The organism is Ruegeria sp. BJ3 (genome assembly GCF_056535665.1).
The window spans coordinates 208,036-226,308 of sequence record NZ_JBQFIT010000001.1; the positions used below are offsets into that span (position 1 = coordinate 208,036).

Annotated in this window: 16 protein-coding genes; 12 read left to right on the top strand and 4 right to left on the bottom strand. The window is 63.5% G+C overall.

Features of this window, described 5'->3' with window-relative positions:
• Positions 1 to 44: 44 nt before the first annotated feature.
• From ACR3EL_RS01010 to ACR3EL_RS01035, 6 genes are read left to right on the top strand one after another with little or no spacing between them, the layout of a single operon-like run.
• Entirely contained in the window at positions 45 to 1,532 is a 1,488-nt protein-coding gene (locus ACR3EL_RS01010) for an ABC transporter substrate-binding protein (RefSeq protein WP_480720075.1), read from the top strand.
• Positions 1,533 to 1,585: 53 nt separating this feature from the next.
• The gene (locus tag ACR3EL_RS01015; protein ID WP_170340995.1) at positions 1,586 to 2,647 is read left to right on the top strand and encodes a ligand-gated ion channel; all 1,062 of its coding nucleotides are present in this window, start codon (positions 1,586 to 1,588) and stop codon (positions 2,645 to 2,647) included.
• Positions 2,648 to 2,696: 49 nt separating this feature from the next.
• Entirely contained in the window at positions 2,697 to 3,644 is a 948-nt protein-coding gene (locus tag ACR3EL_RS01020; RefSeq protein WP_170364081.1) for an ABC transporter permease, read from the top strand.
• Entirely contained in the window at positions 3,641 to 4,456 is an 816-nt protein-coding gene (locus ACR3EL_RS01025) for an ABC transporter permease (protein WP_170340999.1), read from the top strand. The genes ACR3EL_RS01020 and ACR3EL_RS01025 overlap by 4 nt, the downstream gene beginning before the upstream one ends.
• Positions 4,453 to 6,051: an ABC transporter ATP-binding protein gene (locus ACR3EL_RS01030; protein WP_170369078.1), complete on the top strand. Its 1,599-nt coding sequence runs from the start codon at positions 4,453 to 4,455 to the stop codon at positions 6,049 to 6,051. The genes ACR3EL_RS01025 and ACR3EL_RS01030 overlap by 4 nt, the downstream gene beginning before the upstream one ends.
• A gap of 34 nt (positions 6,052 to 6,085) precedes the next feature.
• On the top strand, positions 6,086 to 7,531 hold the full coding sequence (locus tag ACR3EL_RS01035) for an aldehyde dehydrogenase family protein (protein ID WP_170341003.1): 1,446 nt from the start codon (positions 6,086 to 6,088) through the stop codon (positions 7,529 to 7,531).
• Positions 7,532 to 7,537: 6 nt separating this feature from the next.
• Here the strand turns inward: ACR3EL_RS01035 and pncB are convergent, their stop codons facing one another.
• Positions 7,538 to 8,830 carry a nicotinate phosphoribosyltransferase gene (gene pncB / locus ACR3EL_RS01040; protein ID WP_480720080.1) on the bottom strand — a complete coding sequence of 431 codons (1,293 nt, stop codon included), beginning with the start codon at positions 8,828 to 8,830 and terminating at the stop codon, positions 7,538 to 7,540.
• A 328-nt stretch (positions 8,831 to 9,158) separates the two neighbouring features.
• Here pncB and ACR3EL_RS01045 point away from each other — a divergent pair, with 328 nt between their 5' ends.
• Positions 9,159 to 9,530 (top strand): hypothetical protein, encoded by a 372-nt coding sequence (locus ACR3EL_RS01045; protein WP_254432930.1) that lies wholly within the window; start codon positions 9,159 to 9,161, stop codon positions 9,528 to 9,530.
• Between the two features lie 4 nt (positions 9,531 to 9,534).
• Here the strand turns inward: ACR3EL_RS01045 and pncA are convergent, their stop codons facing one another.
• Positions 9,535 to 10,128, bottom strand: coding sequence for a bifunctional nicotinamidase/pyrazinamidase (pncA, locus tag ACR3EL_RS01050; RefSeq protein WP_480720082.1), 594 nt, complete (start codon positions 10,126 to 10,128; stop codon positions 9,535 to 9,537).
• A 96-nt stretch (positions 10,129 to 10,224) separates the two neighbouring features.
• Between pncA and trhO the strand changes: the two genes are divergently transcribed.
• Both trhO and ACR3EL_RS01060 read left to right on the top strand, forming a co-directional pair.
• Positions 10,225 to 11,130: an oxygen-dependent tRNA uridine(34) hydroxylase TrhO gene (gene trhO / locus ACR3EL_RS01055; RefSeq protein WP_480633745.1), complete on the top strand. Its 906-nt coding sequence runs from the start codon at positions 10,225 to 10,227 to the stop codon at positions 11,128 to 11,130.
• A gap of 79 nt (positions 11,131 to 11,209) precedes the next feature.
• Positions 11,210 to 11,728 carry a potassium channel family protein gene (locus ACR3EL_RS01060; RefSeq protein ID WP_480720085.1) on the top strand — a complete coding sequence of 173 codons (519 nt, stop codon included), beginning with the start codon at positions 11,210 to 11,212 and terminating at the stop codon, positions 11,726 to 11,728.
• Positions 11,729 to 11,747: 19 nt separating this feature from the next.
• Here the strand turns inward: ACR3EL_RS01060 and ACR3EL_RS01065 are convergent, their stop codons facing one another.
• Positions 11,748 to 12,077, bottom strand: coding sequence for a hypothetical protein (locus tag ACR3EL_RS01065; protein WP_170457244.1), 330 nt, complete (start codon positions 12,075 to 12,077; stop codon positions 11,748 to 11,750).
• Positions 12,078 to 12,264: 187 nt separating this feature from the next.
• On the opposite strand from ACR3EL_RS01065, the gene betB reads away from it, so the two are divergent.
• The 3 genes from betB (at position 12,265) to ACR3EL_RS01080 (ending at position 17,661) form a co-directional block, all read left to right on the top strand.
• Complete coding sequence (gene betB, locus ACR3EL_RS01070; protein WP_480720087.1) at positions 12,265 to 13,719, top strand: betaine-aldehyde dehydrogenase; 1,455 nt, start codon at positions 12,265 to 12,267, stop codon at positions 13,717 to 13,719.
• 142 nt (positions 13,720 to 13,861) lie between these two features.
• Positions 13,862 to 16,306: a GcvT family protein gene (locus ACR3EL_RS01075; protein ID WP_170341018.1), complete on the top strand. Its 2,445-nt coding sequence runs from the start codon at positions 13,862 to 13,864 to the stop codon at positions 16,304 to 16,306.
• Complete coding sequence (locus ACR3EL_RS01080) at positions 16,303 to 17,661, top strand: MmgE/PrpD family protein (protein WP_480720090.1); 1,359 nt, start codon at positions 16,303 to 16,305, stop codon at positions 17,659 to 17,661. Before ACR3EL_RS01075 ends, ACR3EL_RS01080 begins: the two co-directional genes overlap by 4 nt.
• Here ACR3EL_RS01080 and thpR read toward each other — a convergent pair.
• A complete protein-coding gene (gene thpR / locus ACR3EL_RS01085) occupies positions 17,634 to 18,197 on the bottom strand; it encodes an RNA 2',3'-cyclic phosphodiesterase (RefSeq protein WP_170341021.1) in 564 nt (187 codons plus the stop codon). The two genes, ACR3EL_RS01080 and thpR, sit on opposite strands and share 28 nt — an antisense overlap.
• Positions 18,198 to 18,273: the final 76 nt, after the last annotated feature.

Below are 18,273 nucleotides of genomic sequence, written 5' to 3' on the forward strand. Positions count from 1 at the left end.
CGCGTCATACGCCGCCCATCCGCACATTCTGGGAGGGAATTTACATGACCAAGCCGTTCTTTCGCACCTTTGCCTGCGCCATGGCGCTGGGCGTGGGGCTGCTCGCCTCGCAGGCCATGGCCCGGTCGGACATCACCATCGCCATGCAGCTGGAACCGCCGCATCTGGACCCGACCAGCGCCGCCGCGCAAGCCATCGATTCGGTGGTCTACACCAACGTGTTCGAAGGGCTGACCCGGTTCATGGGCGATGGCTCGGTCGTGCCGGGGCTGGCCGAAAGCTGGGAGATTTCCGAGGACGGAAAGGTCTATACCTTCACGCTGCACGATGGCGTCACCTTTCACGATGGCACCACGATGGATGCTGAGGACGTGAAGTTCAGTCTCGACCGCGCCACCGCCGAGGACAGCGCCAATGCGCAGAAGGCCCTGTTCGCCGGGATTGAAAGCGTCGAGGTCGTGGACCCGCTGACCGTCAGAATCACTCTGGCAGACCCCAACGGCAATTTCCTGTTCAACCTGGCCTGGGGCGACGCGGTGATCGTGGCGCCCGAAAGCATCGAGGGCATCAAGACCAACCCGGTGGGCACCGGCGCCTATAAGTTCGCCGAATGGGTCCAGGGCGACCGCATCACCTTGGAGCGCAACCCCGATTACTGGGGTGACCAACCCGCGCTGGAGAAGGCCACGTTCAAGTTCATCTCGGACCCCACCGCCGCCTTTGCCGCGATGATGGCCGAGGACGTGGACGTGTTTGACAATTTCCCCGCCCCCGAGAACCTGCCGCAATTCGAGGCCGACCCGCGGTTTCAGGTGCTTGTCGGTTCGACCGAGGGCGAAACCATTCTGGCGAGCAACAACAAGAAGCCGCCCTTCGACGACGTGCGGGTGCGGCAGGCGCTGGCCCATGCGATCGACCGTCAGGCGATCATCGATGGTGCGATGTTCGGCTACGGCACGCCGATCGGCACGCATTTCGCGCCGCACAACCCGGCCTATGTCGATCTGACCGGCAATTCGGCACATGACCCGGACAAGGCCCGCGCCCTGCTGGCCGAGGCCGGATTCGCGGACGGGTTCGAAACCACGTTGCACTTGCCGCCGCCCTCCTACGCCCGCCGCGGAGGCGAGATCGTGGCCGCGCAACTGGCCGAGGTCGGCATCAAAGCCGAGATCATCAACGTGGAATGGGCGCAGTGGCTGGAAACCGTGTTCAAGGGCAAGGATTTCGCCCTGACCATCGTCAGCCATACCGAGCCGATGGACATCGGCATCTATGCCCGGCCGGATTACTACTTCCAATATGACAACCTGGACTTCCAGGCTCTGATGGCAACGCTGAACGCGACCACCGACCCCGACGAACGCACCCGCCTTATGGGCGAGGCGCAGCGCATGATCGCCGAGGATTACGTCAACGCCTATCTGTTCCAGCTGGCCAAGCTGGGCGTGGCCAAGGCCGGCGTTCAGGGCCTGTGGGAAAACGCGCCCACGGCGGCCATTGACCTGACCGCGATCAGCTGGGCGGAATGAGCCTTTCGGGTCCGCCTTGCGGGCCCATTTCCCCATATTAGGGTCTGTTTCAGATGACACGTTGCCTGGTTTCGGTGTTTTTCTTCATGGTCGCCCTGGCCCTGTCTGGGCCCTCGGGCGCGCAAGGGTTGTTTCAGGATGGCCACAGCGCGCTGTTGGGCACCCCGGAAAACCCGGTCGAGGTCGGCGTCGGCATCAAGATCGACCAGATCACTTCGGTCGATCAGAAGGCCGAGAATTATGGCGCAGTGGTCGTGCTGCGTTTTGAATGGAGCGATCCGGCCCTGGCGTTCGATCCGGATGAGCTGGGCCGCGATTTCCGCGTATTCGATCCGCCGGCCTTCGTGCGCCATGCGGCCGCCCGGGATGCGGTGGTTCCGGCCTTCGTCATCCACAACCAGCAATCCAACCGCTGGGTGCACGAATCCGCGGCCGCTCTGCGCCATGATGGGCATGTGACGTTTGTCGAGAAATCCTCGCTGACGCTGCAGGCGCCGCATTTCAACTTCCTCAGGTTCCCCTTCGACACGCAGGAGTTCCACTTCGAGGTCGTCTCGGTCTTTCCGTCCGACTTCGTGCACTACTACGCGCTGGACCAGTTCTCGGGGCTGGGCGACACGCTGGGCGAAGAGGAGTGGATTTTGGGCAACGCCCGTATGCTGGCCTCGACCACGACCGGCCTGTCGGGCAATGAAAGCGATCAGGTGTCGCTGGTCTTCGAGGGCAAGCGCCACCTGACCTACTATGTCATCCGGGTGTTCCTGCCCATGCTGGTGCTGGTTCTGGTCGGCTGGGCGCTGTTCTTTCTGGACGAATACCGCAAGCGGATCGATATCGCGGGGGCCAACCTGCTGGTCTTTGTCGCCTTCAACTGGGCAATCTCGGCCGATCTGCCCAAGCTGGGCTATCTGACCTTTCTGGATTTCATCCTGCAATGCATGTTCCTGATGACCGGGGCGCTGGTGGTGTTCAACGTTATGCTGCGGCGGCTCAAAGTCTCGGGGCGCGAAGACACGGCGCGCAAGCTGGACAACTACGCGATCAAGTGGATCTATCCGCTGGGCTATGCCGCGATCGTGGGCTATGCGGTCTGGGCGTTTCTGATGCAGTCCTGACGCGCTGTGCCGCTGGACCGGCGGCCAATCCCGGCCTAACGTGGCGGCAATGCTCCGATATGCGCTCAAACGTCTGATTTCGCTGGCACTCAGCCTTGCCGTCGCTTCGGTGGTCATCTTCGCGGTGATCGAGGTGGCACCGGGGGATCCGGCCTCGTTCATGCTGGGGGTGAACGCCCAGCCCGAAACGCTGGCCGCCCTGCGCGCCGAACTGGGCTTGGACGTGTCACGGCCGCAGCGCTACCTGAACTGGGTCAGCGGCATGCTGGCCGGAGATTTCGGTACCTCGTACACCTATCGCACGCCGGTGGCGCAGATGGTGGCCGACCGGCTGTGGGTGTCGCTGCCGCTGGCGCTCTATGCGCTGACACTGTCGACGCTGATCGCCTTTCCGGTCGGCATCTATGCCGCCGCGCGCCGGGGGAAGCCGGGCGATCTGGCGGTGATGGGGGCCACGCAGTTGGGCATCGCGGTGCCGAACTTCTGGTTCGCGATGATGCTGGTGCTGATATTCGCGATCAATCTACGCTGGTTCAACGCGGGCGGGTTCGCGGGGTGGGACAACGGCCTGTGGGCCGGGCTGCACTCGCTGACGCTGCCGGCGATCGCGCTGGCCCTGCCGCAGGCGGCGATTCTGTCGCGGGTCATGCGCTCGGCGCTGCTGGACATTCTGGGTGAGGATTTCATGCGCACCGCCCGCGCCAAGGGGCTGTCGCGCCGCCAGGCGCTGTGGCGGCACGGGGTGCGCAATGCGCTTATCCCAGTGCTGACGATCATCGGGCTGCAGTTCTCGTTTCTGCTGGCCGGGTCGATCATCATCGAGCAGGTCTTCTACCTGCCCGGGCTGGGGCGGCTGGTGTTCCAGGCGATCTCGGCGCGGGACCTGATCGTTGTGGAGTCGGTGGTGATGCTGCTGGTCTTTGCGGTCATCACGGTGAACTTCCTGGTCGATCTGGCCTATGCCGCGGTCGATCCCCGGTTGCGGAGCCGCACATGAGCCGCGCGCTGATCCTTGGGGCGGGGCTGACCTCGGTGGTGGTGCTGATGGCCCTGCTGTCCTTCGTCTGGACACCCTATGACCACGCCGCGCTGAACATCCCCGAGAAGCTGCAGCCGCCCAACGCACAGCACTGGTTCGGTACCGATCATTTCGGGCGCGACATGTTCTCGATGATCATGGTGGGTGCGCGCACCTCGATCGCGGTGGCGCTGGTGGCGGTGGGCATTGGCATGGGGTTCGGCGTGCCATTGGGCCTGACGGCCGCGGCGCGCAAGGGGTCTTGGCTGGACGAGCTGATCATGCGCGGCAACGATCTGGTCTTTGCCTTTCCCTCGCTGGTGATTGCCATCCTAATCACCGCCGTCTTCGGCCCCGGTGCGGTGAACGCGATCATCGCCATCGGCATCTTCAACATCCCCGTCTTCGCCCGCATTACCCGCGGCGCGGCGCTGTCCCTGTGGGAGCGCGAGTTCATCCTGGCGGCCCGCGTCGCGGGCAAGGGCGCGGCGCGCATCTCGGCCGAGCACATCCTGCCCAACGTCGCCAACCTGTTGATCGTGCAGGGCACCATCCAGTTCTCTCTGGGTATTCTGGCCGAGGCGGGTCTGTCCTATGTCGGTCTGGGCGCGCAGCCTCCCACGCCCAGCTGGGGCCGCATGCTGGCCGATGCGCAGACAATGGTCAGTTTTGCCCCGCATCTGGCTCTGATTCCGGGGCTGGCGATCATCGTCACGGTGCTGGGGCTGAACCTGATGGGCGACGGGCTGCGCGACTGGCTCGACCCCCGCATCCGGGCGGCGCGCGCATGAGCCTGCTGGAAATCCATAACCTGTCGCTGTCGATCCACGCCGTCGGCATCCTCAAGGACGTAAGCCTGTCCGTCGATCCCGGACAGATCGTGGCCGTCACCGGCGAGAGCGGTTCGGGCAAGTCGATTACGGCGCTGGCGGTGATGCAGCTTTTGCCCAACGGGGCGCGGACATCGGGGGCGCTGCGACTGGACGGGCAGGACCTGCTAGGCCTGCCCGAGGCCGAGATGTGCGCCCTGCGCGGGGCGGCGATCGGCATGGTGTTCCAAGAGCCGATGACGGCGCTCAACCCGGTCCAGACCATCGGGGCGCAGGTGATGGAGACCATCCTGATCCACAAGGCGATGCCGCCCGATCAGGCCGAGGCCCGTGCCCGCGAGGTTTTGACCCGCGTCGGCCTGCCGCCCGAGAGGTTCCCGCTGGACCGCTACCCGCACGAATTGTCGGGCGGGCAGCGGCAGCGGGTGGTGATTGCCATGGCCATCGCCCTGCGCCCCCGGCTGCTGATCGCGGACGAGCCGACAACCGCGCTGGATGTGACCACGCAGGCGCAGATCCTCGATCTGCTACGGGGGCTGGTCACCGAATACGGCATGGGCCTGCTGATGATCACCCATGATTTGGCGGTCGTGGCCGACATGGCCGACCGGATCGTGGTGATGCAGAAGGGGCGAGTGGTCGAAACCGGGGCCACCGACCACCTGCTGCGCCACATGCAGCATGCCTATACGCGGATGCTGTTTCAGGCCTCGGGCCACCGGGTCGCATTGCCTGCGCCGCCCGCGCCCGCGCCGTTGCTCGAGGTCCTCAACGTGGTGCGCGACTATCGCCTGCCGCGCACGCGGCTGTTCGAAAAGCCCGGCCATCATCGCGCCGTGGACAATGTGAGTTTCACGCTGAATCGGGGCGAACGCCTTGGGCTTGTGGGCGAGTCCGGTTGCGGAAAATCGACTCTAACGCGAGCCATTTTAGGGCTCGAGGAGGTGCAGGGCGGGCAGATCCTGCTGGACGGCCAGCCGGTGTTCACCGGGCACAAACCCAACCTGGCCGTGCGTCGCAAGATGCAGGTGGTGTTCCAGGACCCGTTCGGCAGCTTCAACCCCCGCCACCGGGTCGCCCGCCTGATCACCGAACCTTTTCACCTGCTGGAAACCCCGCCCACCGGGTCTGAACGGCAGGATCGCATCGCTGAGATGTTGACCGCCGTCGGGCTCTCGCCCGACGATGCAGGCAAATACATCCACGAATTCTCGGGCGGGCAGCGCCAGCGCATCGCCATCGCCCGCGCCCTGATCATCCGGCCCGAGCTGATCCTGTTCGACGAGGCGGTCTCGGCGCTGGATGTCTCGGTCCGGGCGCAAATCCTCGACCTGCTGGCCGAGCTGTGTGCGGCCTATGACCTGACCTACCTGTTCATCAGCCATGACCTGAGCGTGGTGCGCACCATCACCGACCGGGTGATGGTGATGCAGGCGGGCCGCATCGTCGAACAGGGCGAGACCGAGCGCGTGTTCGCGGACCCGCAGCACCCCTATACGCAAACCCTGATCCAAGCCGTGCCGAAATTGCCCCAGATCGGGCAGGGCGCGGCATGATACCGCTTTGTTAGAGCCTGTTTTGGAGGCAGATATGCAAAATCCCATCTGGTTTGATCCCACCCTGTGCCTGATCGGAGGCGATTGGGTCGCAACCGACGACACGCTTGATCTGACCAACCCGTCCGACGGCACGCCGCTCTGCCGGATCGCGCGTGGTGGGGTGCCGCAGATCGATGCCGCCGTGCAGGCCGCGCAGGCGGCGCTGGACGGAGACTGGGGGCGCATGACCGCCGTTGAGCGGGGCCGTATCCTGACCAGTCTTGGACAGTTGGTGCAGGACAGGACCGAAGAACTTGCGTTGCTCGAAGCCTTGGACGTTGGCAAACCGCTGACCCAAGCCCGCGCCGATGCGGTGGCGCTGGCGCGGTACTGCGAATTCTACGGCGGAGCGGCGGACAAGGTGATGGGCGAGACCATCCCCTATCTGGACGGCTACACGGTCTACACCCTGCGCGAGCCGCATGGCGTGACCGGCCATATCGTGCCGTGGAACTATCCGATGCAGATCATCGGCCGCTCGGTCGGGGCGGCGCTGGCGATGGGCAATGCCTGCATTCTGAAACCGGCCGAAGAGGCCTGTCTGACCGCGTTGGCCTTTGCCCATTTGGCCACCGAGGCCGGCCTGCCGGCCGGGGCGCTGAACGTGGTGCCCGGCATCGGGGCCGAGGCCGGGGCGGCGCTGTCCGGCAATCCGGGTGTGCACCACATCTCTTTCACCGGGTCCGTGGCGACGGGCGCGCTGGTGCAGCAGGCGGCCGGGGCCAACGTGGTGCCGGTGACGCTGGAACTGGGCGGGAAATCTCCGCAATTGGTGTTCGATGATGCCGATCTGGAGGCGGCGTTGCCGTTTCTGGTGAATGCGGGCATCCAGAACGCGGGCCAGACCTGCTCGGCCGGGTCGCGTGTTCTGGTGCAGCGCGGCGTCTATGCCGAGGTCAAGGCGCGCATGGCCGCCGCCTATGCCGACCTGACCGTCGGCCCCGCGACCGAGGATCTGCGTGTCGGGCCGCTGATCTCGGACCGGCAGAAGCAGATCGTGACCGGCTTTCTGGCGCAGGGGGCCGATCTTGAGATCGCCGCACAAGGCCGGATCGTGGATCACGCGCCGCCGGGCGGGGCTTATGTGCGCCCGATGCTGTTTGGTGACGTGCCGCCCGATCATCCGCTGGCGCAGCAGGAAATCTTTGGCCCGGTCCAGGTTCTGATCCCCTTCGACACCGAGGAGCAGGCCATTCAAATCGCCAACGGCACCGACTATGGGCTGGTGGCCGGGGTCTGGACGCGGGACGGCGCGCGGCAGATGCGGCTGGCCAAACGGCTGCGCGCGGGGCAGGTGTTCATCAACAATTACGGCGCGGGCGGCGGGGTCGAGCTGCCGTTCGGCGGGGTCGGAAAATCGGGCCATGGCCGCGAAAAGGGGTTCGAGGCGCTGTACGGTTTTTCCCAGTTGAAAACCGTGGCCGCCCATCACGGCTGAGCCGGGCTAGACGATCACTTCGATCGCTTCTTGTTCCCCTACGCCAAAGACGCGCTTGTAGCGCTCGATCTCGTCTTTCGGCCCCATCGCCTTTTCGGGGTTGTCCGACAGTTTCACCGTCGGCCGCCCATTGGCCGAGACCGCCTTGCACACCAGCGAGAACGGCGCCAGCGCATCCCCCGGCACCAGACCGCGGAAATCGTTGGTCAGCAACGTGCCCCACCCGAACGAGACCTTCACCCGGCCCGCGAATTGGCCGTGCAATTCGCGGATCTTGTCCACATCGAGCCCGTCCGAGAATATGATCCGCTTCTGGCTGGGATCCTCGCCGCGCGATTTCCACCACTCGATGGCGATCTCGGCGCCCTTGGCCGGATCGCCGCTGTCAATGCGGATGCCGGTCCAGCCGGCCAGCCAGTCGGGTGCGCGGTCCAGAAACCCCTTGGTGCCATAGGTGTCGGGCAGGATGATCCGCAGGTTGCCGTCATGTTCGTCATGCCAGTCGCTCAGCACGTCATAGGGCGCGCGGGCCAGTTCTTCGTCGGTTTCGGCCAGCGCCGAATAGACCATCGGCAGTTCATGCGCATTGGTGCCGATCGCCTCGACCTCGCGCCGCATGGCGATCAGGCAGTTCGACGTTCCCGTGAAGGCCGGGCCCAGCCCTTCGATCATCGCCTGCACGCACCAGTCCTGCCACAGGAAGGAATGCCGCCGCCGGGTGCCGAAATCTGCGATCCCCAAACCGGGAATGCCGCGCAGCGTTTCGATTTTTTCCCAGACACGGGTCATGGCGCGGGCATAGAGAACCTGAAGCTCGAACCGGCGCATGTCGTTCAGAACCGCGCGTGAGCGGAGCTCCATCAGCACCGCCAAGGCAGGAATCTCCCACAGCATGACCTCGTGCCATTTGCCTTCGAATGTCAGCTCGTACTGATCGCCGCGGCGTTCGAGGTGATAGGGCGGCAGGCGCAGATTCTCGAACCATTCCATGAAATCGGGGCGGAACATCTGGCGTTTGCCGTAGAAGGTATTGCCCCGCAGCCAGGTGCTTTCACCCCGGCTGAGGCTGAGCGAGCGGATATGGTCCAGCTGTTCGCGCAGTTCGCCCTCGTCGATCAACTTGGCCAGGGGGACGTGATTCGAGCGGTTGATCAAGGAAAACTCGACCGTTGTTTGGGGTCGGTTTCGAAACACTGACTGGCACATCAGCAGTTTGTAGAAGTCCGTGTCGATCAACGACCGGACAATCGGGTCGATCTTCCATTTGTGATTGTAGACACGGGTCGCGATGTCGACCATGGGGAACTCCTGCCATTTCCGTTGTTAGATCAATCAGGGCGGTGAATGGCAAGAGTCGCGGATTTGGTAACAATGCCAAGGACAGGCCATAATGCGGGCATAATGTCTGTTCTTTTCGCGGTCTAGTTAGTCGGTGGGATGGTACGAGAAGGTAGTAGTTGGTTGAATGGGTCTGGCTTACGACTTTGATATTGTAACGATTGCAAAAGATGGGAGCGATTGCGGTTCGTCGGCTACGACTGAGCCGAAAACCGCAACGGTCTGCGCGCGTTTTCGCGATGTGAAGACGGCTGATGCTCTGAGGGGGGCGTCACCGAATCTGCGTCAGGTGTTCGTAGATGCCGGATTCATTCTGGACAGCCACGGCAGTGGTGAATCGCGTGGTTTCTATCCGCCCGAAGACGCCGCGGCCCGCGAAAAGGTCCTGCGCCAGCTGTTTGCAAATATTCGGGCCACGGGATTGCGCGGCCAGTATTGCGGTGAATTCAATCTGCGCGACTTTCTGCGCCATGTTCGCAGCGCGCAGCCTGGGATCGGCATCAAACGCCGCGATCCGGTGCGCCGCCCGCAACCGGCCACACCTGCGCCCGCAAAACCTGACCGAAGAACCGTGCCGGGGCGCATTGGCTTCGCCCTTGGCCTTGCGGTAATCGTGTTCGTCCTGCTGAAATATCTGGCTGCGGCCGGAGCGACGCCCTGAACCGTTAGGCCAGCGTAACACCCGCGTCGCGCATGGCCTGTTCCGCCGCTGCGAGCGACCCATCCAGATCGATTGCGCGGCAAACGTCGGTTCTGACGGCCACATCAAAGCCCAGCCGGGCCGCATCCACCGCCGAATAATGCACGCAGAAATCGGTCGCCAGCCCCACCAGCGTCAACCGGTCTATCCCGCGCGTGCGCAGATAGCCTTCCAGCCCAGTGGGCGTGGTCCGGTCGTTTTCGAAGAAGGCCGAATAGCTGTCGATCGCACTGCGGAAGCCCTTGCGCAGGATCAGGTCGGCGTCGGTGCGCAGGTCGGGGTGGAATTCGGCGCCGGGCGTGCCCTGCACGCAGTGGTCGGGCCACAGGACCTGTGGGCCATAGGGCATCTCGACCAGATCATAAGGCGCCTTGCCCGGATGGGATGACGCGAACGAGGAATGACCCGCCGGGTGCCAGTCCTGCGTCAGGATCACCGCATCGAAATCGGGCATCATGGCATTGATCGGGGCGACGATCTCATCCCCGTTGGGAACCGCCAGCGCACCGCCGGGGCAGAAGTCGTTCTGGACGTCGATCACGATCAGGGCATGGGTCATGGCGGCCTCCTTTGCGTGTCCTATCGGTAGGCGGGCGGGCGGGGGTCGTCAATGCGGTGTCTTGCGTTGCGGGGGGCCGCGCATTAGATCGCGGCCATGTACACGATCGCCGCACTGTATCACTTCACCCGTTTTGCCGACCCGGACGCCCTGCGCGCGCCGCTGTTGGAGCTGTGCCGCGCGCAGTCGGTCAAGGGCACGCTGCTGCTGGCGCATGAGGGCATCAACGGCACCATCGCCGGCCCACGCGCCGGGATCGACGCGGCTCTGGCGCATATCCGGGCGCTGCCGGGCTGCGCCGATCTGGAATGGAAAGAGGCCACCGCCAGCCAGCCGCCTTTTGGAAAGATGAAGGTGCGCCTGAAGAAAGAGATCGTGACCATGGGCCAGCCGGATGTCGATCCGCGCGCCCGCACCGGCCACTATGTCGAGCCTCAGGACTGGAACGATCTGATCCGTTCGGATGATGTGGTGGTGATCGATACGCGCAATGATTATGAGGTGTCGATCGGCACGTTCGACGGCGCAATCGACCCTAAAACGGCCAGTTTCCGCGATTTTCCTACCTGGTGGGAGCATAACAAGGACCGGTTCCACAACAAGCGCGTCGCCATGTTCTGCACCGGCGGTATCCGCTGCGAGAAATCCACCAACTATCTGCTGGGGCAAGGGGTCGAGGACGTTTATCACCTGAAGGGCGGCATCCTGCGCTATCTCGAGGAGGTCCCGCCCGAAGACAGCACCTGGAAGGGCGAGTGCTTCGTGTTCGACAATCGCGTTTCCGTAGGGCACGGGTTGGCCGAGGGACCGCACCAGCTGTGTCATGGCTGCCGCCGCCCGATCCTGCCCCAGGACATGGAGCGCCCCGAATACGAGCACGGCGTGTCCTGCCACCAGTGCATCCACGAGACGTCCGAGGCCGACAAGGCCCGGTTCCGCGAACGGCAGAAACAGATCACGCTGGCAAGGGCGCGGGGCGAAGAGCATATCGGCGGCCAATAGCTTCGAATCCCGCAAAAAAGCTTGCGATGATGCGCCCGGCGTTAAAAAATGGCCGGTACCCGTGCTTGGGAGGGGGACGATGGCGCATGATCCAACCACATTGCAGGATTGGAAGCCCACGCTGATCGCAGCGATGGGCCTTGTCATGCTCAGTGGTCTGGCTTGGTACATCCTTTCACACCTGACCGAATCCGCCGCCGGCGACACGATCGGAGCTGCAGCCACCATCGGGTTGGCGATTTGGCTGTTCTCGCAAACCTGGTACTACATTGTGCTTGTGCGCTCGCCCAAGCGGCAGTTGCTGCTGATGGGGATTTCCTTCATTCAGGTCGTGCCGTTTCTGTTCGCTGCAGTCTACGGGTCATACGGGTACTACGATCTGTGCGTTGAAGGCGCCCGCGGTCCGGCGGATGTCCTGTACTTCTCGTATGTTACCTTCACGACGGTTGGTTTTGGTGACTTGCGGCCGGTTGGCGTGTGCCGCGCGCTTGCCGTGGCTGAGGCGATTACCGGCTATATTCTACTGGGCCTGTTCGTGGCAGCGGCCGTAGGGCTGTATGGTCGGTCGCATCGCCATCGCCATGACAAAGACGCCTGAGCCCGCCGGCCACATTTCTTCACTTGTTCCGCTCAATCCATTGCGACATCGCACGTTTGTCGCGGAAGCACTCGCTGGGGATCGGGCGGCGTTTTGTGCGCGAGATCCGCTCGGCAAAGGCCACCTGTTTGCCCGTCGGGTAGTCGGCAAAGGGGGAGGGATCGTGCGGCTTGTGCGCCGAGATCCAATCGGACATGGATCGCCGGTCGCGCTGCGCCTCGACCGGAATCTCCAACGCGGACTGCTGGGCGATCGCGCGCGCATAGCGCATCTGACGGTCCGTGACGGGCAGAATGTGGTAGTCGTTGGTCGGCCCCATCGGGGTGGTTTTGCGCAATGACTGTTCCATCTGGTGATCCTCCGATCATGTAGAACAGAAATGGAACATTAACCATTTTTTTCAAGAGGGCCCCTTTTTTTGTTGGCAAGAATTCGCCCAAAGCAGTGCTTTATTGACTGATCAATCAATAATCATTACCTGCGGATGAAACCGACCGGCACCGGTTCCCCGGGGCCAGAGTAAAAAAGGATCCGCGATGAAAGTTCAGCCCAAGGCCAGCCACTTTATTGATGGCGAATATGTCGAAGACACCGCAGGCACCCCGATCGACGTGATCTATCCGGCCACGGGCGAGGTCATCGCCCGCCTGCATTCGGCGACGGCGCAGATCATCGAACAGGCTCTAACAAGCGCAAAGCGCGCGCAAAAGGCCTGGGCGGCGATGACCGGGACCGAGCGCGGCCGCGTCCTGCGCCGCGCCGCCGACATCATGCGCGAGCGCAACCGCGAGCTGTCGATCCTCGAAACCCATGACACCGGCAAGCCGTTGCAGGAAACGTTGGTGGCCGATGCGAACTCGGGCGCGGACGCAATGGAATATTTCGGCGGGCTGGCCGGGTCGCTGACTGGCGAGCATATCCCGCTGGGAGGCGGCGATTTCGTCTATACCATCCGCGAGGCGCTGGGCGTCTGCGTCGGCATCGGCGCGTGGAACTACCCCACCCAGATCGCCTGCTGGAAGGGCGCCCCGGCGCTGGCCTGTGGCAATGCGATGGTGTTCAAACCCTCGGAAACCACGCCCCTGTCGGCGTTGAAAGTGGCCGAGATCCTGATCGAGGCCGGCGCGCCCAAGGGCATCTACAACGTGGTTCAGGGCTATGGCGACGCGGGCGCCGCGCTGGTCACCGACCCGCGCGTGGCCAAGGTGTCGCTGACCGGCTCGGTGCTCACGGGCCGCAAGGTCTATGCCGCCGCGGCCGAAGGCATGAAACACGTCACGATGGAACTGGGGGGCAAGTCGCCCCTGATCGTATTCGACGACGCCGATATCGACAACGCCGTCTCGGGCGCGATCCTGGGCAATTTCTATTCCTCGGGCCAAGTTTGTTCCAACGGCACGCGGGTCTTCGTGCAGAAGGGCATCAAAGAGGCCTTCCTGGCCCGTCTGACCGAACGCCTTGCCAACGTGAAGATCGGCGACCCGATGGATGAGGCCGTGAATTTCGGCCCGATGGTCAGCGAAAACCAGATGAACATCGTTCTGGGCTATATCGAAAAGGGCAAGACCGAGGGCGCACGGCTGGTCCATGGCGGCACGCGGCTGGATCGCCCGGGCTTCTACATTCAGCCCACGGTCTTTGCCGACGTGACAGACGACATGACCATCGCGCGCGAGGAGATCTTTGGCCCCGTCATGTCGGTGCTGGATTTCGAGACCGAGGACGAAGTGATGGCCCGCGCCAACGCCACCGAGTTTGGCCTGGCCGCCGGCGTCTTCACCAAGGACCTGACCCGCGCCCATCGCGTGGTGGCCGGGTTCGAAGCGGGCACCTGCTACATCAACACCTACAACCTGGCCCCGGTCGAAGCGCCGTTTGGCGGGTCAAAACTGTCGGGTGTCGGGCGCGAGAACTCGAAGCTGGCGATCAACCACTATTCGGAAATGAAAACCGTCTATGTCTCTATGAACGACGTCGAGGCACCCTACTAGACGATCCCAAATCGGGATTCCGGCCCAACTTGCACTGTTCCCGACATTTGGGGTCGGGAACAGAGCATACGGTGTGCGGACACTGTGGCTGACTTCTGATGCCGAGGGGTGACGCGCCCCCGCCAGTCAGGAGAGAAGTCCAATGAGAACCCATGCACAGGCCGTCGTGATCGGAGGGGGCCTTGTCGGTTGTTCCATCCTCTACCACCTTGCCAAGCTGGGCTGGACCGACGTGATACTGCTGGAGCGGGACGAGCTGACCAGCGGTTCAACCTGGCACGCGGCGGCCAATATCCACGGGCTGCACGACAACAACAACGTCACGCGCATCCAGCACTACACGATGAACCTGTACAAGCAGCTGGAGCAGGAAACCGGGCAGGGCTGCGGCGTGTTCCAGCCGGGCTCGCTGTATCTGGCCCAGACCGAGGCGCGCGAACACCAGCTGCGCCTGCAAGAGGCCAAGGCGCGATTCTATGGCCTGAATTTCCATGAGATCAGCCGCGAACAGGCGATGGAGCTGCACCCGCTGGCGCAGTTCGATGACATCCGTTGCATCATGTATGAACCCGATGGCGGCAACGTAGACCCCTCGGGCGTGACCCATGCCTATGCCGCCGGCGCGCGCGCGCTGGGGGCCGAGATTCAACGGTTTTGCCCCGTAATAGGGACTGAACAGCAGCCCGACGGCTCGTGGATCGTGCGCACGGAAAAGGGCGACATCCACACGCAATGGGTGGTCAACGCAGCCGGGTTGTGGGGGCGTGAGGTGGCCGCACTGGCGGGACTGGAACTGCCGCTGCAACCGACCGAGCATCAGTATTTCGTGACCGAAGCGATTGACGAGGTTGCCGCCCTTGGCCGCCGTCTGCCCTCGATCGCCGACCGCGACGGCGAGTATTACTTCCGGCAGGAGGGCAACGGGCTGCTGATCGGCGCCTACGAAAAGGACATGCGGTTCTGGGCCGAGGATGGCACGCCGCTGGATTTCGCCCATGACCTGTTTCCCGACGATCTGGACCGGATCATGGAAAACGTGATCCGCGCGACCGAGCGTGTGCCGGTGGCCGCCACCGCAGGCGTGAAACGGGTGATCAACGGCCCGATGATCTGGTCGCCGGACTCCAACGCCATCTGGGGGCCGGTGCCCGAGCTGTGCAACTATTTCTGCTGCACCGGCATCATCCCCGGCTTCTCGCAATCGGGCGGGCTGGGGCTGTTGGCTGCGCAATGGATGATCGAGGGCGAGCCGCAATACGACATGTTTGCCTGGGATCTGGCGCGGTTCGGCGACTGGGCCGACAAGAAATTCACCAAGGCGCGGGTGGCCGATCAATATTCCCACCGCTTCGCCATCCATTTCCCGAACGAGGAACGCAGCGCCGGCCGCCCCGCCCGCGTGCGCCCCGCCTATGAGATGCAGAAACAGTTGGGCGCGGTCTTCGGCCTCAACTGCGGCTGGGAACACCCGCTGTGGTTCGCCGACCGGCCCGGAATGGTCGAAACCAACGGCTTCACCCGCCAGAACTGGTTCGAACCGGTGGGGCAAGAGGCCCGGATGCTGCGTGAAAGTGTGGGCGTGATCGACATTTCGAACTTTGCCAATTACGTCGTCAAGGGGCCGGGCGCGCATGACTGGCTCGACCGGCTGGTGGCCAACCGCGTGCCGACCGAGGTGGGGCGGTCTTGCCTGACCCCGCTGATTTCCGTGCGTGGCGGCGTGGCGGGCGATTTCACCATCACCAAGACGGCCCAAGACGAATACATGATGATCGGCTCGGGCATGGCCGAACGCTATCACCAGAGGTTCTTCAACATGGTGGACCTACCCGAGGGCACCACCTTCGAGGTTGCCACAAACCGCATCGCAGGCTTCAACATCGCCGGCCCGAAATCGCGCGAGGCCTTGCAACGGCTGACCAACGCCGACCTCTCGAATGAGGCGTTCCGCTTCATGCGCTCGGCCACGATCGAGGTTGCCGGGGTCACCTGCCTTGCCATCCGCGTCAGCTTCACCGGCGATCTGGGGTGGGAGTTGCACTGCGCCGAAGAGGACCAAATCAGACTCTATACAGCGCTTCTGGACGCTGCCCGCGCCTGTGGTGGCGGGCCGGTCGGCGGCCGTGCTCTGGGCGCGTTGCGGATCGAAAAAGGCTATGGCTCATGGGGGCGCGAGTATTCGCAGGAGTACTGGCCGCATGAAGTCGGTCTGGATGGGCTGATCAAGCCAGACAAGGATTTCCTGCACAAGGCGGCCTGGCTGGCGATCAAGGACAATCCCGCGCGCGAGGTGCTGTCGATCTTCGAGGTTGATGTCACCCACGATGCCGATGCCAGTGGGGGCGAGCCGATCTTCACCCCAGATGGTACGCCCGTCGGGCGCGTCACCTCGGGCGCCTATGGTTATACGGTCGGCAAGTCACTGGCCATCGGATACGCCAACCCAGCGGTGGCTCAGCCGGGTGACGAGGTGCATGTCTTCATCCTGGGCAAGCCGCACAGGGCGTGGATCCTGCATGCGCCTCCTTTCGACCCAAAGGGCCTGCGCCTGCGAGACCAGAAACCGGCGATGGAGGGCGCCAGGTGACCGAAACCTTCGCCCGCGTTGCCGAGTTTGTTCTGAACCGCCCGGCGGACCAGATGCCCGACAGCGCGCGCGAATCGGCGGCCCTGATGCTGCTGGATACATTGGGCATCGTGATCGCATCGACCCCGATGGAGGCCGGCGTGATCGCCCGCGATACTGCCGCATTGCTGTACGGATCGACAGATCCTGCGTTCTCGGCGCGGATGCTGTGCGACGGGCGCCGGGTCAGCCTGGCGGGCGCGGCCTACGCGGCCGCCACGCAGACCGACAATCTCGACGGGCACGACGGTTACAACCCGACCAAAGGGCATATCGGCGTGGTGGTCGTGCCCGCGCTGTGCGCATTGGCCGAGCACTGCCCTGATCTTTCCGGACCCGATGCGCTGGCCGCCGTCATCACCGGCTACGAAATTGCGGGCCGCGCAGGTATCGTGCTGCATGCCACCGTCAGTGACTATCACACCTCGGGGGCCTGGAACGCACTGGGCGTGGTTGCAATGGCGGCCCGCTTGCGGGGCCATTCACCGGACCAGTTGCGCCAAGGCCTTGGCATTGCCGAATATCACGGCCCCCGCAGCCAGATGATGCGCGAGATTGCCAACCCGACCATGCTGCATGATGGGTCGGGCTGGGGCGCGCTGGTGGGCATGTCGGCGGCAATTCTGGCCGAGCGCGGCTTTACCGGCGCCCCCGCCATCACCATCGAGAAAGCCCGCGCGGCACCCTATTGGCAGGACCTCGGCACATTTTGGCAGATGGAACATCAATACGTGAAACCCTATCCGATCTGCCGCTGGGCCCATGCCGCCATCGACGGGCTGCGCACGGTGATGAACACGCACGATCTGACCCATGACCAGATCGCCCGCGTCGAGATACATAGTTTTCACGAAGCGGTTCAACTGTATTCGGGGATGCCCGAGACAACGTCGCAGGCGCAATACTCGCTGCCATTTGCCGTCTCGACTTTTGCAGTACACGGGCGGATCGGGGTAGAGCACATCAGCGGCGATGGACTATCCGATCCGATCGTCGCCGATTTCCTGAACCGCATCACCGTATCCGAGTCGGACCGCCATAATTCCCGCTTTCCCGCCGGGCGCTGGGCCGACGTTCAGGTAACGACGCAAGACGGTCGCGTTTTCCGCTCGGGTGACATCCATGCCCGGGGCGGGCCTGAGGCTCCAATGTCGCGACAGGACGTCATCGACAAGTTTGTCGAGTTTTCTTCTGCAGAAATCGGAGAGTCTGCTGCCAAGAATCTGAGCAGGGCGGTTTTGAACCTTACCGATCCCGGCACCCGGTTTAGTGACATGGTGCAGCCTCTCTACCGGTCGGCCAAGTCGTCAGCCTGACCGGACCAACCTTGCAGCTGCAGAGGATAGGTCGACAGCGTTTCATATCGTGCCCCGTCCGGCCGTAATGTCGAAGACTTCAGGTTGAACTGGGTCACGAACATGGTGGCTTGGGGAACTGGGATTTGCAAAAAGCCCCTGTTTAGAGCCGATTCAATACCCCGAACGATGGTGATATGTGGTCGAAAGCGGCGGCGTTGCAGCCTCATCCCGGCCAGCCTAATGCACTGCAGGACGCTTTCATGCAGGTGCAGGAGTTCGGGATCGGGCTCTACCGCCATGTGCAGCGAGTTGCCGAAGCTGCCCAGCCCGGACAGTCTGATAGAAAAGGCCGGGCACCTAACCGCCTCAAGATGATCATTCAGTTCGATCAAGGCGTCCCGGGTCTGGTCGCCCAGGAAAGCCAGCGTCAGATGAAGGTTTTCAGCAGGCAAACTTCGACCGCAATGTGCTGCATGCGCGACGTCGGCGCATAGCTGGGCGATTTCGGAAGATACGGGAATGGCGACAAAACACCGAATGAGCGCTCCGGACATCCGTTGCCCCTGATCTGGATAAGGTTGAATTTGCCGGGCAGTCTGCCGGTGCTTGCATTTTCAGACAAGCGCATGT